The 13,734-nt window shown below is 67.8% G+C and carries 9 protein-coding genes; 4 read left to right on the forward strand and 5 right to left on the reverse strand.

Annotation, left to right across the window (positions count from 1 at the left end):
* The first annotated feature begins 170 nt into the window (after window positions 1-170).
* Entirely contained in the window at window positions 171-2,495 is a 2,325-nt protein-coding gene (locus tag WS91_RS06440) for an FdhF/YdeP family oxidoreductase (protein WP_059582429.1), read from the forward strand.
* A 12-nt stretch (window positions 2,496-2,507) separates the two neighbouring features.
* Window positions 2,508-3,416 (forward strand): bestrophin family protein, encoded by a 909-nt coding sequence (locus WS91_RS06445; protein ID WP_059669956.1) that lies wholly within the window; start codon window positions 2,508-2,510, stop codon window positions 3,414-3,416.
* A 75-nt stretch (window positions 3,417-3,491) separates the two neighbouring features.
* Here the strand turns inward: WS91_RS06445 and WS91_RS06450 are convergent, their stop codons facing one another.
* The 3 genes from WS91_RS06450 to WS91_RS06460 form a co-directional block, all read right to left on the reverse strand.
* A complete protein-coding gene (locus tag WS91_RS06450) occupies window positions 3,492-4,139 on the reverse strand; it encodes a hypothetical protein (RefSeq protein ID WP_059669957.1) in 648 nt (215 codons plus the stop codon).
* Window positions 4,140-4,429: 290 nt separating this feature from the next.
* A complete protein-coding gene (locus WS91_RS06455) occupies window positions 4,430-5,743 on the reverse strand; it encodes an Nramp family divalent metal transporter (protein ID WP_197422216.1) in 1,314 nt (437 codons plus the stop codon).
* A gap of 140 nt (window positions 5,744-5,883) precedes the next feature.
* The gene (locus tag WS91_RS06460; protein WP_038746910.1) at window positions 5,884-7,140 is read right to left on the reverse strand and encodes an oxalate decarboxylase family bicupin; all 1,257 of its coding nucleotides are present in this window, start codon (window positions 7,138-7,140) and stop codon (window positions 5,884-5,886) included.
* A 284-nt stretch (window positions 7,141-7,424) separates the two neighbouring features.
* Here WS91_RS06460 and WS91_RS06465 point away from each other — a divergent pair, with 284 nt between their 5' ends.
* Complete coding sequence (locus WS91_RS06465; protein ID WP_038746912.1) at window positions 7,425-9,014, forward strand: ABC transporter substrate-binding protein; 1,590 nt, start codon at window positions 7,425-7,427, stop codon at window positions 9,012-9,014.
* Between the two features lie 207 nt (window positions 9,015-9,221).
* Here the strand turns inward: WS91_RS06465 and WS91_RS06470 are convergent, their stop codons facing one another.
* Together WS91_RS06470 and WS91_RS06475 are read right to left on the reverse strand one after the other, a co-directional pair.
* Complete coding sequence (locus tag WS91_RS06470; protein ID WP_059669958.1) at window positions 9,222-9,836, reverse strand: 2OG-Fe(II) oxygenase; 615 nt, start codon at window positions 9,834-9,836, stop codon at window positions 9,222-9,224.
* Window positions 9,837-9,986: 150 nt separating this feature from the next.
* Window positions 9,987-13,316: an autotransporter domain-containing protein gene (locus WS91_RS06475; RefSeq protein ID WP_231751990.1), complete on the reverse strand. Its 3,330-nt coding sequence runs from the start codon at window positions 13,314-13,316 to the stop codon at window positions 9,987-9,989.
* On the opposite strand from WS91_RS06475, the gene WS91_RS37215 reads away from it, so the two are divergent.
* Window positions 13,204-13,629: a hypothetical protein gene (locus WS91_RS37215; protein WP_226377339.1), complete on the forward strand. Its 426-nt coding sequence runs from the start codon at window positions 13,204-13,206 to the stop codon at window positions 13,627-13,629. The two genes, WS91_RS06475 and WS91_RS37215, sit on opposite strands and share 113 nt — an antisense overlap.
* Window positions 13,630-13,734: the final 105 nt, after the last annotated feature.

Raw genomic sequence — 13,734 nt, forward strand, 5'->3', positions numbered from 1 at the left:
CCCGTTCATTCATTTGTCGATATGAAAGAGTACAGTTTATTGACGCAACGCACCAGAATTGCGAACTGTATTCTTTTTCTTTCCGGGGAGGTGTGCTCCCGGGCCGCGCCGCCGTGCGCGTACGCTTCGTTCCGTCGCCGTCCCCAACCGGCGCTCGGACTCTCGAAGACATGAAAATCAAGGAACCAGACGCGCGCATCGCGCCGTACGCCCACCCGGCGGGCGGCTGGGGCGCGCTCAAGTACGTCGCGATCAACCTGTTCAAGGAAAAGGTGCCGGGCGGCAACTACCGCGCGCTGCTGCGTCAGAACCAGCCGGACGGCTTCGACTGCCCCGGCTGCGCATGGCCCGACCGCGAGCATGCGTCGACGTTCGAGTTCTGCGAGAACGGCGTGAAGGCGGTGGCCGCGGAGGCGACCGCGAAGCGCGTGACGCCCGCGTTCTTCGCCGAGCACACGGTCACGTCGCTCCTCGATCAATCCGATTACGAACTCGAGCAGCACGGCCGCCTCACCGATCCGATGGTCTACGACGCCGCCAGCGACCGCTACGTGCCGATCGCATGGGACGCCGCGTTCGAGCTGATCGCGAAACGCCTGCGCGCGCTCGACGATCCGAACCGCGCGGCGTTCTACACGTCGGGACGCGCGAGCAACGAGGCCGCGTTCCTGTACCAGCTGCTCGTGCGCTACTACGGCACGAACAACTTCCCCGACTGCTCGAACATGTGCCACGAGGCGACGAGCCGCGGGCTGCCGGCCACGGTCGGCGTCGGCAAGGGCACCGTCACGCTCGACGATTTCGAGCTGGCCGACACGCTGCTGATCTTCGGCCAGAATCCGGCGACGAACCACCCTCGGATGATGGGCGAGCTGCGCGCGTGCGCGAAGCGCGGCGCGACGATCGTATCGGTCAACCCGCTGAAGGAGCGCGGGCTCGAGCGCTTCGCGAGCCCGCAGCATCCGGCCGAGATGCTGACGCTGTCGAGCACGCCGATCGCGTCGACGTTCGTGCAGCCGCAGGTCGGCGGCGACTTCGCGCTGCTCAAGGGCGTCGCCAAGCGCGTGCTCGAGCTCGACGACGCGGCCCGCGAGCACGGCGACGCGCGCGTGCTCGACGTCGCGTTCATCGCCGCGCACACGGCGGGCTTCGACGCGTTCGCGGCCGATCTGCGCGCGGAAAACTGGGCCGCGCTCGTCGCGCAAAGCGGCGTGCCGCGCGAGCAGATCGACGCGCTCGCGCAAATCTACGTGCGCGGCGAGCGCGTGATCGCGACGTGGGGCATGGGCATCACGCAGCACAAGCACTCGGTCGCGACCGTGCACATGCTGTCGAACCTGATGCTGATGCGCGGCAACATCGGCCGTCCGGGCGCGGGCCTTTGCCCCGTGCGCGGGCACTCGAACGTGCAGGGCAACCGCACGGTCGGCATCGAGGAGAAGCCGTCCGACGCGTTTCTCGACCGGCTCGGCCGCACGTTCGATTTCGCGCCGCCGCGCGGCCACGGCTACGACGTCGTCGAGACGATCGAGGCGATGCTCGACGGCCGCGTCAACGTGTTCATCGGCCTCGGCGGCAATTTCGCGATGGCCACGCCCGACACGCCGCGCACCTGGCAAGGCCTGCGCAATTGCGGCCTGACCGTCCACGTCACGACGAAACTCAACCGCAGTCACCTCGTGCACGGCCGCGAAGCGCTGATCCTGCCGACGCTCGGCCGCACCGAGATCGATCGGCAGAACGGCGTCGCGCAGGGCGTGAGCGTCGAGGATTCGATGTCCATGGTCCACGTGTCGTACGGGATGAATCAACCGGCGTCGCCGAACCTGCTGTCGGAGATCGCGATCGTCGCGCGGCTCGGGCACGCGCTCTTCGGCGGCGACAAGATCGACTGGCTCGGCTACATGAACGACTACGCGAAGATCCGCGACGCGATCGAGGCGAGCATCGAAGGCTTCGACGGCTACAACGCGCGGATCGCGCGGCCGGGCGGCTTCCATCTGCGGATCGCGTCGCGCGAGCGCGAATGGCTCACGCCGAGCGGCCGCGCGAACTTCATCGCCCACGCGCTGCCCGCCGACACGCCGATCCAGCGCGCCCGCGCGCGCCACGGCAAGCGGCTGATGACGCTGATGACGACGCGCTCGCACGATCAGTACAACACGACGATCTACGCGCTCGACGACCGCTATCGCGGCGTGTTCGGGCAGCGGCGCGTGGTGTTCGCGAACCCCGACGATCTCGCGATGCTCGGCTTCGAGGCGGGCGAGCGCGTCGATCTCGAGACGGTGTGGGACGACGGCATCGAGCGGCGCGTCGAAGGCTTCCTGCTCGTCGCGTACGACATTCCGCGCGGCTGTCTCGGCGCGTACTACCCGGAGACGAATCCGCTCGTGCCGCTCGACAGCGTCGGGGACGTCTGCAACACGCCGACGTCGAAGTCGATTCCGGTGCTGATGCACCGGTGCACGGCCGACGCGCCGCGGGCGGCGTAACGCGGGCTCCGCATGATCGTCAGGCCGCGCGAGCACTGGTTCCGGATGCTGTTCGTCTGGAACGGTTCGGTGCTCCCATCGATACTGCCGCAGCTCGCGCTGATGAGCGCCGTGAGCGTCGTCGCGCTGCTGACGGACGGGCGCATTCTCGGCGAGAAGGTGCCGCTCAATCCGACGCCGTTCACGCTCGCCGGCCTCGCGCTCGCGATCTTCGCCGCGTTCCGCAACAACGCGAGCTACGACCGCTACTGGGAGGCGCGCAAGCTGTGGGGCGGCGTGCTGACGGCGGCGCGCGCGCTGACGTCGCAGGCGATCGGCTACGACGCGACGGCCGACGGCGCCGCGTTCGCGCGCGCCGCCGTGGGCTTCGTATACGCGCTCAAGCATCAGTTGCGCGGCACCGATCCGGCGGACGACCTGCGCCGCCGCCTGCCCGCCGACTGGATCGCGCCGACGCTCGCCGCGCAGTTCCGCCCGAACGCGATCCTGCACGCGCTGCGCGGCCGGCTCGCCGACCGGCATCGTCGCGGCGCGCTGACCGACACGCAGCTGTGGATGCTTGACGCGCAACTCAACGAGCTCGGCGCGAAACTCGCGGGCTGCGAGCGAATCGCGTCCACGCCGATCCCGTTTCCGTATCACGTGCTGCTGCACCGGACCGTCTACGCGTACTGCGTGATGCTGCCGTTCGGGCTCGTCGATTCGATCGGCATCGCGACGCCGTTCGTCTCGGTATTCGTGTCGTACACGCTGATCGCGCTCGACGCGATCGCAGGCGAGATCGCCGATCCGTTCGGCGACGGGCCGAACCATCTCGCGCTCGATGCGCTGACGCGGCAGATCGAGCGCTCGCTGCTCGAATTGGCCGGCCTGCCGCTGCCGGACGAAATGCGCGCCGGGGAGAGCCACCGGCTGACGTGACGGCGGCGATGCGCCGCCCGGACGCGGTGCCGATCGAATCGGCGCCTGCCGATCACGGCGACGCTCGCGCGTTGCTCAACGAGCGTCGCGAGTCAGCTTGATCAGCTTCGTGCCCTTGAACCGGCCTGCCCGATCGAAATCGAACGCGACATGGGCGACATGCTGGGTGCCGCACGCGTGACAGCCGTCCACGAGCTCGTAGGCGAACACGAAACGCTGCCCGTGCCCGCGCGTATCGGCCGCCGAGACGAAGCGCGCGCCGGCGCCCCACATCTCGAGCGCGCGATACTTCTTCTTGAGTGCGCTGTAGCTCCGCGCACGACTGATATCGACCGAGTCGATCAACTCGGTCGTGACGAGCGGCGGCACGCCGTTCAGCAGCACGTACGCTTCGTTCGTGTTCGCCCGCCCCGGATAGGTGACCACGCCCAAATCGACACGCCCCATTTCCTTGAACGAACTCAGATATCCGCCGTCGTTGTCGGCCTCGAGAAATGCGATCGCCTGCCGGCTCGCGCCCGATTTCTTCAGATAGCCGATCAGGCAGGCCTGATTGCCGTTGCAGGTTCGCCAGCCCGAGAAATCGTCTCCCTTCGGGGGCGTCCATACGGTCGCGGGCGAGTATTCGTCCGCTTCACCGCCGATCGTCGCCGCCTGTGCGACCACGGAACTCAGCACGCCGAATAATGCGCATAGCAGAATCCGCTTTTTGAATTTTGTCATTGGGCCATCTTATAAATAAATAGAGTGAAATCGATGCATTGCCGAAGCCGCAGTTTCGGCCGCTTTTCGGCCGATTTCATCGATTCGGCGTCGATCGGACATCGGCGATCGATGATGCCATAGAATCAGAGCCGATCGCGCATACGACGCGTTTTATCCATGATTAGTCGATAAACAAGAATTCATCGATAACGATGCTTTGATCATTGGGACTACTGCGAGAAGCAATCGGGAGCCGACATCGGACATCGCGCCCGCGCCGATTGCCCCGATCGACACGCGATGCCGCGTCAATGGCACGCCGCCCAGATCAGATACACGTTCAGCGCGACGATCGTCGCGGCCGCCACGCTCGCCGCGACCCGCATCGGCATGCGCAGCGCGTAGTCGCCGAGCACCGCGCGCCGGCTCGACAGCAGCAGCAGCGCAACCATCGGCAGCGGCAGCACGAGGCTCAGCACGACCTGGCTCATCACCATCGCGCGCGTGACGTCGCAACCGAGCGCGACGATCGCGAACGCGGGCGCGATCGTCACGACGCGCCGCACCCAGATCGGCACCTGGCGTCGCAGGAAGCCCTGCATCACGACCTGCCCCGCGAGCGTGCCGACGACCGAGCTCGACACGCCGGACGCGAAGAGCGCGACGAGAAAGAGCGCGCCCGCCGCCGGCCCGAGCAGCGGAATCAGCGTGTGATACGCGTCGCCGATATCGGCCATGCCCGGCATCGTCTCGTGGAACGCCGACGACGCCATCATCACCATCGCGATGTTCACGAAGCCGGCCGCGCCGAGCGCGAGCGCCACCTCGCGGTTCGAGAAACGCAGCAGCAGCCGGCGCTCGCGATCGTCGCGCGGCGTCGTGCGCCGCTGCGTGAGGCTCGAGTGCAGATAGAGCGTGTGCGGCATGATCGTCGCGCCGATGATGCCGACCGCGAGCGTGAGCGCCGCGCCGTCCCGCAATTGCGGCGTGACGAGATGGTAGGCGGCCGCGTGCCAGTCCTGCGGCGCGATCAGCAGCTCGCCGAGATAGCTCGCGCCGATCACGCCGACCAGCGCCGCGATCGCGGCCTCGAGCGGCCTGAAGCCGCGCTTCTCGAGCGTGAGGATCGCGCAGGTCAGAACAGCCGTCGCGCCCATGCCGACGACGAGCGGCAGATGGAACAGCAGGCCGAACGCGAGCGCGCCGCCGAGGAATTCGGCGAGGTCGGTCGCCATCGCGGCGATTTCCGACGCCGCCCACATGCCCCAGACGACGGGCTGCGGAAACTGCTCGCGGCACAGCTCGGCGAGGTTGCGGCCCGTCACGATGCCGAGCTTCGCCGACATCGCCTGGAACAGCATCGCGATCACGTTCGCGGCCAGCACGACCCACAGCAGTTCGTAGCCGTATGCGGCGCCCGCCTGGATGTTCGTCGCGAAGTTGCCGGGGTCCATATAGCCAATCGACGCGATCACGGCCGGGCCGACGAACGGCAGCGCGGCCGCGACGCCCTTGCGGCGCCCTTCGAGCGCGTCGCGCGCCGCGCGGACGGTGCGCGAGCTCGCCTCGCCGGCCAGCGCGAATTCGCCTGCGGATTTGCTCATCGTGGTGGAGAAAAGCATGGTGTTTGTCCGTTCGAGTTCTGAAGCGTTCTGAAGCGTTCTGAAGCATTCCGAAGCGCTTGGAAGCGTTCGGAATGCGCGGCGCGGCGGGCCACGAGACCCGCCCGCCCCACGACCGCGCGGCGCGGCCGGCGCCGCGCTTACGCCGGCACCACGTCCGGCCGGTTGCGCGGAAAGCGCGCGATCACGTCGGGCGCGACGTTCAGATGCGCCTCGACGAGCTTCGGCGGCGTGTGCGCGAGCCAGTCGGACAACGACACTTCCGCGTAGCGGTCGGCCTTGAAGATCTCGAGGAACACGAGATCGGTCGCGCCCGTGTTCTGCACGTAGTGGCCGAGGCTCTTCTTCACATAGCCGACGTCGCCCGCGCGGAAATCGGCCGTCTGCGCCTTCGGGCCCGTGTCGAACACCGTCATCCGCGCCTCGCCCCGGATGTAGTACTGCCACTCGTCCGCGTTCGGATGCCAGTGCAACTCGCGCATGCCGCCCGGCTTCACCGTGACGAGCGCGGCGGCGATCGTCCTCGACACGTCGAAGTTCGCGCTGTCGACGATCCGCACCTCGCCGCCGCGCGTCTGCACGTTCGGCTTCATGTCGCCCATCGAGAAGATGAACGGATGCCTCGGCGCGCCGCGCGACGAAGCCGACGCCCGCTGCGCGTCGGCAAGCGGCCCCGGATCGTCGCCCTGGAAGATCCACAGGTCGTCGAGCGGAATGTTCGAGAACGCACCGGCGGGCACGCCGAAGTTCAGCGCGAGCACGTCGGGCGGCGTGTGGGCGATCCAGTCCGTCACCAGCAGCGTGTTGAATTCGGACGCGCGCCCGTTGTCGAACGCGAGCAGGAATTCGGCGCCGTCTACGCCGAGCCCCTGCAGCGAGTGCGGCAGCCCGGGCGGGAAATACCAGAGGTCGCCCGCCTTCACGTCCTGCACGGACGGTCGCCCTTCCTCGTCGAGCACGGTGATCCGGCAGCGGCCGTCGAGCATGAACGCCCATTCGGCCTGCTGGTGCCAGTGCATCTCGCGAATGCCGCCGCGCGTGAGCCGCATGTTGACGCCGGAGATCGTTTCGGAAATCGCGAAATCGTCCTGCGTGACTTCGCGCGCCCAGCCGCCGTTCTGAATTCGCTTGTGCGAATTATTGAATGACGCCCAGAAAATCGGCATTCCGTTGATATCGGTGGCCGGCGGATTCTGAATAGACGGAAATTCCTTCATCAGCGCCGGATTTTTCGGCCCGGGATCGGTCAGGCTCTGCGAATTGCGCGCATTCACCGCGCCCTCGGGCGGGCTGTCCGGATTGCCGAACGAAGCGGCCTTCGCGGAAACCGCGATGCCGGCTGCGGCGAGCGCGCCGGCCGTATTGGCGAGCATCTTGCGTCGGGACAGGTTCGTCATGTTCACCTCTTCGATCGTCTTAACAAAAAAATGAATGCCACGGAATATCGATTCGACTTTATTTAAATCGACATCCCGCCATGCAAGTTAAATACAAATAATAAAAAAAATTAAATGACTTGTTAACCTGAACCGATGAATTAATCTGATTCCCTTTAAGTTTGTAATATTCGGACGGCCGCGCGGCGGCGGTTGCCGCTCCGCGGCATCCCGGCCGCCGAGGTTTCTGAAACACGCCCGACAATGAGAGAATCGGGCTCGACACCCTTACCGACGGAGTCTCGATGAAGCACTTGCTGTCCAAGCTCGCGGCGAGCGCCGCGCTCGTCGCGCTGGCCCCCGCGTTCTGCGCGCACGCCGCCACCCCGCCCGGCATCTTCGTGATCGCGACGCAGCTCGGCGAGTTCACGACGCTCGATCCGAGCGAGATCTACGAGCTCGTGCCGTCCGAATACGTCGCGAATGCATATGAACGGCTCGTGCGCGTCGATCTGCGCGATCCGTCGAAGTTCGAAGGCAAGATCGCGCAGTCGTGGAGCGTCGGCGCCGACGGCACCACCTACACGTTCAAGCTGCGCGCCGGCCTGAAGTTCCACTCGGGCAATCCGGTGACGGCCGACGACGTCGCGTGGTCGCTGCAGCGCACGGTGCTGCTCGACAAGGGCCCGGCCGGCGTGCTCGCGGACCTCGGCCTCACGAAGGACAACGTCGCGCAGAAGGTGAAGAAGATCGACGACATGACCGTATCGATCCAGACCGAGCGCAAGTACGCGCCGAGCTTCGTGCTGAACGTGCTGAGCGCCGATCCGGCGTCGATCGTCGACAAGAAGCTGCTGCTCGCGCACGAGAAGAACGGCGACTTCGGCAATGCGTGGCTGAAGAACGCGGACGCGGGCTCGGGCCCGTACCGGCTCGTCAAGTGGACGCCGAACGAGAGCCTCGTGCTGCAACGCTTCGACGGCTATCGCACGCCTTATCCGATGAAGCGCATCGTGCTGCGGCACGTGCCCGAAGCGTCCGCGCAGCGCCTGCTGCTCGAGAACGGCGACGTCGACGCCGCGCGCAACCTGAGCCCCGACAGCCTCGACGCGCTGTCGAAGGCGGGCAAGATCAAGGTTGCGTCATGGCCCGTGTCCGCGCTGCTGTATCTGAGCCTGAACACGAGGAATCCGAATCTCGCGAAGCCCGAGGTGCAGGAGGCGATGAAGTGGCTCGTCGATTACGACGGCATCCAGCGCGGCATCGTCAGGACGACGTACAAGGTGCATCAGACCTTCCTGCCGGACGGCTTCCTCGGCGCGCTGAACGCGAATCCGTACAGGCAGAACGTCGCGAAGGCGAAGGCGCTGCTCGCGAAGGCCGGGCTGCCGAACGGCTTCGCGGTGTCGATGGACATGCCGAACGATTACCCGTACGTCGAGATCGCGCAGGCGCTGCAGGCGAATTTCGCGCAGGGCGGAATCAAGGTGAAGCTGATCCCGGGCGACGCGAAGCAGGCGATCGGCAAGTACCGCGCGCGCCAGCACGACATCTTCATCGGCGAATGGTCGCCGGATTACATGGACCCGAACAGCAACGCGCGCGGCTTCGCCTGGAATCCCGACAATTCGGACAACGCAACGCACAAGCTGCTCGCATGGCGCAACGGCTGGGACGTGCCGGAGCTGACCGCGAAGACCGACGCCGCGCTCGCCGAGCCGTCGACCGCGAAGCGCGCGCAGGAATATCAGGCGCTGCAGAAGGCGGTGCTCGCGAATTCGCCGTTCGTGATCATGTTCGAGAAGGTCGTGCAGGTCGCGACGCGGCCGGGCGTCACCGGGCCGGAGATCGGGCCGATCAACGATCTCGTGTCGTATCAGACGCTGAAGAAGTAGCGACGTCGGCGCGCGCGCATGCCCGTGCGGCCGTATGCCCGTATGCCCGCGTTGCCGCGCTCCGTCACGACGTCACGACGTCGCGATCGTCGCCGGTCTCGACATCCGGCATCGCATCGCCCCGCGTGTCAGTCCTGCCGGGAAACCGCGGCCCGCTCGCGGCGGCGCATGCGTTCGCCGCCGCGCCGCGAAACCCGCGCGCGCGCGTCACGTGCGCGGCGGCAGCCACTGCGTCTTGAACATCAGCGTGATGCGCATCGTCGGACATGCGCGCGACACGCCCCGCGCGACGTGATAGACGAAGCCCGGAAAGATCAGCAGCCGGTTCGGCTTCGGATACACGGCGCTCAGGATGTCGCTGCGGTCCTTGTTGAAGAGGACCGTCTCGCCGCCCCAATCGGGGTTCCAATGCTCGTGCGGATAATAGACCGCCGTGCACGCGCCTGCGGCGAGCGAATCCGCATGCACCGAACCGTCGGCGCCGTACGGCAGACCGTTCGCGTAGCAGCTCTGCAGCGCGTGCTGCTTCAGGTGCGTCTGCGCGAGCCGCCGCCAGCACGCGTGCAGCGGCGGCGCGGCGCGCGCCAGGTCGTCGGCGGCACCCGGCCCGACATGCGGCTGCGCGGGGTCCGTCGCACCCGCGAAATGCCTGTTCCAGAAAGGCTGCGCATCCGCGCCGCCGTGCGAGCGCCAGCCGTGACGCCACTCGCCCGTCGACAGAAACCGGTAGATCTCCGCGTGCTCGCGCGGCGGCAGCAGATCGTCGACGATCGTGATGTCCTGCCACGCGTGCGGCGCGCGCGGCGGAGTTGAAATGTCCATCGTGTCTCCGTGAATGTCGATGACGGCTCGATGCGACGCGCGCGCCGCCGAAGCTGCCGCGCACGCGCCACCTGATGCCTGATGCCTGATGCCTGATGCCTGATGCACGACGCGCGGAACACGGGCCGGCCGTCCCCCGCGCCGCGCGCGTCAGAACTTCCAGTGCAGGCTGCCTTGCACCGCATGCTCCGATTGACGGCTCGCGAGCGACCCGGCGTAACCGATGCGCAGCAGCCCGTTCTTGCCGAGCTCGAGCCCCGCGCCGAGGTTCAGCACCGCCGCATCCTTCGCGACCGGCACGCTCGACACGGAGAACGCGCTGCTTCCCGTCGCAAACGCGAGCGAGCCGACCGGCTGGCCGCCCGTCAGCGCGTGCTGCCATCCGGCACTGCCTTGCAGCGTCAGTTGCAGCCGCGGCGTCAGGCCGACGCGCGTCTCGCCGCGCACGCCGAGCGTCGAGAACGTCACGTCGTGATTGCCTTCCAGAACGCGCAGCGCCGCCGCGCCGCCGGTTTCGGTCGTCCCCTGATTCTTCAGATGCACGTACGCGAGGCCGAAGAAAGGCTCGATCGTCGCGGCGGCGCCGAGCGCGAATCGGTAGCCGGCTTCGCCGAACACTTGCGTCGACTCGGCGTTGAGCGTCGTCGTCTCGCTCTCGGCCGCCGCGCCGTATTGCACGGCGCGGTCGACGCCGCCGCGGTGCCACGCGTGCGCCGCGCCGACGCGCACGCCGAATGCGCCCGGCTGCCAGCCCGCATACGCGCCGACGTGGAAGCTGTCGAACGACGCGGACGACGGCTGATTCCTCAGGTTCACGCCGGTGTGACCGTAGCCGGCGAAGCCGCCCGCGCGCACGCCGTCGCGCAGCGCCGCGTCCGCGCCGGCGAGGAAGCCGCCCGTCGAGCTCGTATAGCCGTTGACGTCGCCGCTGCCGCTCGCGCTGCCCCACGAGCCGAGCAGGCGCGCCCACGCACCCGGGCGAGCCGGCGCGCCCCGCACCGTCCACAGCCGGTCGAGCGCCGCGTCGCGCACCTGTCGGCTCTCGTTGATGAGCGCCGCATAGGCGGCCGGGTAGATCTCGCCCGTCAGTTGCGCGAACGTCGCCTGCGGCGCTTGCGCCGACGCCGCGAGCAGCACGCTGTTGTAGACGGCGCTGCCCGGATTCACCGTCTCGAGCGCGGCGGCGACGCTGCGCTCGTTGGCGGTGCGCGCGACGCTCGCGAACGGCGTCGCATTGCGATCGATCGTGAGGCTTACGCTCGTCGGCCCATAAGCCAGCACCGGATCGACGAACAGATAGCGGCCCGGCGCGTCGAACCGGCCTTCGACGCCGCCCGCCGCGTTCAGGATCTCGAAGCGACGCCCGAGCACCGAGCGCGACTGCTCCGGCGTGAGCGCGGGCGGCGCGTTCTCGAGCGCGAGCGTCACCGCGCCGCCGTCGATCCGCGCGCGGCCGCCCGCGACGATCCGGTCGCTCGCGCCGCCCGGCGCCACCTCGACCGCATAGGTCGAGCCCGGCGCGAAGCGCGCGTCGCCCGACACCGTCAGCACACCGACCGAATGGCCGGGCGCGACAGTGCCGTTGGCCGCGGCCGTGAGCGTGCGCACCGTGCCGTTGCCGTTCACGATCCCGCCGTTGCCGACCGACACGTCGCCGCTCGCGCCGTCGAGCGACGCCCGGCCGCCGTCGACCGACACGTCGGCGGTGCGGCCCGTGATCGCCGCGACGCCGAGCGCGCCCACCGAGACATTGCCGCTCGTGCCGCCGAGCGACGCAAAGCCGCTCGCGACGCGCACGTCCGCCGTCGTGCCCGTCACGGCCGCCTGCCCCTGCCGATCCACCGACAGGTTCGCGCTCGTCCCCGCGATCGTCGCGACGCCGCCGTTGACCGCGATGTCGGCCGCGCGGCCGTTCACCGTGAGCCGGCCCGCCGGATTGACGACGGCGCCCGCCGCGATCGATCCGTCGATCCTCAATTCGCCGCCGTCGACGGTCGTGAGCCCGCGATAGGTGTTCGCGCCCGCGAGCGTCAGCGTGCCGCCGCCCGACTTCACGAGGCTGCCCTGATACTCACGCGCCCGATACGCCGCCTCGCGCGCGACCCCGAGCGCGTAGTCGATCCTCTCGCCATCGCTCGCGCCGGCGGGCAGCCCGCGCTCCCACCCCTTCGTCTTCAGCGTGTCGAGCCATGCCCGATGTTCGGCGTCGTCCTCCAGCTTGCGCGCGGCGAGCGCGACGTCGGAGATGTCGTTCGACCACACGTCCGCGACGCCCGACGGCAGCGCCGCATTGAACGTGCCGAGCAACTGGCCCGGCCCGTTCATCGCCTTCTTCAAGTCGACCAGCCCCCAGCCGCCGAACCCGTTCGGCACGTTCGACGCGCCCGGCTTCGCCGGATGCACGGTCGAGAACAGCCCGTTGTTCGTGTAGTCCGGCCGGCTCGGGTCCGGCTCCATGTTCTGCGCGGTCGTAAACAGCACGGACAGCGCCTGCTCGCCCGTCATGTACGGAAACCGCTCCATGATCAGCGCGAGCGCCGCCGACGCGTGCGGCGCGGCCGCCGACGTGCCGTTGAAGTTCGCATAGGTCGCGCCCGTCGGCGCCGCCGCGCCGCCCGTGTACGTCGTCGACGGCACGCCCGTCGGCGCCATCACGCACCACCATTTCGCTATCCCGCACTGGTTGTAGACCTGGCCGCTCAACTCGTCGTAGCCCGTCGTCGTCATCCAGCGCCCTTCGAGCTCCGGATGGAAGTACGCATACGCGCCGCGCAGGCTCGCGTTCCCGTAGCCGGTGTTGCCCGAGCTGAAGTTGTTGATCACGCCGTCGCGCGACACCTTCGCCGCCGCGTCGAGCCACGTTCCCTGGCCGGTGGCGGTGCGCACCGCCTCGTGCAGCTTGTATGCGTCGGTGACGTTCGCGAGCGTGCCGTAATTCTCGTCGACCGGCTGCGAGCCCCAGCTGTTGCTGATGATGCGCACGCCCTTCGCGGCGAGCGCGTCGTAGACGTCGGCGAAGTACTTCGCGTCCGACGCGGGGAACTTCGGATCGGACACGCCGAACCGGAAGCCGTCCGTCGCGTTCGTGTTGCCGACGTACACCGTCGCGTCCGGCGCGACGCCTTGCATGCCGACGCCGTCGCGCGCCCCGCCGACGACGCCGCTCACGAGCGTGCCGTGGCTGTTGTTGCTCGGGTTCAGCACGCCGGAGACGCCCGCCGCCGTCACGGGAACGAACCGGCTGCCGGGCAGCTCCGGATGCTGCGCGTAATAGCCGGAGTCCAGCACGCCGATCGAGACGTTCGCGCCGGTGTAGCCGGCCGCGTACGCGTACTCTGCGTGCATCGCGCCGAGCCCCCATTCCTTCGTGAATTCCGGCGTGCGCCAGCTCGCCGGATCGCCGCGCCGGCCCGGGTCCTCGTATGGCTCGGCCTGCGCCCAACCTGGGCGGGCAACGGCCGCGGCGGCCGCGACGACCACCGGGACCAGCAGCTTCGACCCGGCGCGCTTCATCGTTTTCGAATTTTTACGCCGGGCCATTCGGTTTCTCCTCGATTTTCAATTTATTCTTCCTGCCAATATGGATCATCGGTTTTCTCCTTTTTATTTATTGGCGGCGCAATTGCGCCGCCTCGCTCTCTTCGCACGCATGCCGGGCCATGCGACGACCGGCCTTGTCGCCGCAGCGGCCCAATCCGGCGCGGCGCGCGCCCATGGCCAATTGTTCACCGCGCCGAACCGGCATCGCCGCTCCGCTTATTCCTTCACGGAAAAACGATTAAACGGGCGATGATTTTAATTTCAATGTAATGTTCAGTAATGCAATAGAAATGAGACACGAACAAAATCATCTGCGCAATACTTCGCATGGCGATTCATCGCGTCGGATTCGGGTCGC

The organism is Burkholderia sp. MSMB1498 (genome assembly GCF_001526245.1).
Lineage (GTDB): Bacteria > Pseudomonadota > Gammaproteobacteria > Burkholderiales > Burkholderiaceae > Burkholderia > Burkholderia savannae.

What these genes read in the sequence shown, in the direction of transcription:
- WS91_RS06440 (WP_059582429.1), top strand. Translation starts at nt 171, where the DNA reads ATGAAAATCAAGGAACCAGACGCGCGCATCGCGCCGTACGCCCACCCG.
- WS91_RS06445 (WP_059669956.1), top strand. Translation starts at nt 2,508, where the DNA reads ATGATCGTCAGGCCGCGCGAGCACTGGTTCCGGATGCTGTTCGTCTGG.
- WS91_RS06450 (WP_059669957.1), bottom strand. Translation starts at nt 4,139, where the DNA reads ATGACAAAATTCAAAAAGCGGATTCTGCTATGCGCATTATTCGGCGTG.
- WS91_RS06455 (WP_197422216.1), bottom strand. Translation starts at nt 5,743, where the DNA reads ATGCTTTTCTCCACCACGATGAGCAAATCCGCAGGCGAATTCGCGCTG.
- WS91_RS06460 (WP_038746910.1), bottom strand. Translation starts at nt 7,140, where the DNA reads ATGACGAACCTGTCCCGACGCAAGATGCTCGCCAATACGGCCGGCGCG.
- WS91_RS06465 (WP_038746912.1), top strand. Translation starts at nt 7,425, where the DNA reads ATGAAGCACTTGCTGTCCAAGCTCGCGGCGAGCGCCGCGCTCGTCGCG.
- WS91_RS06470 (WP_059669958.1), bottom strand. Translation starts at nt 9,836, where the DNA reads ATGGACATTTCAACTCCGCCGCGCGCGCCGCACGCGTGGCAGGACATC.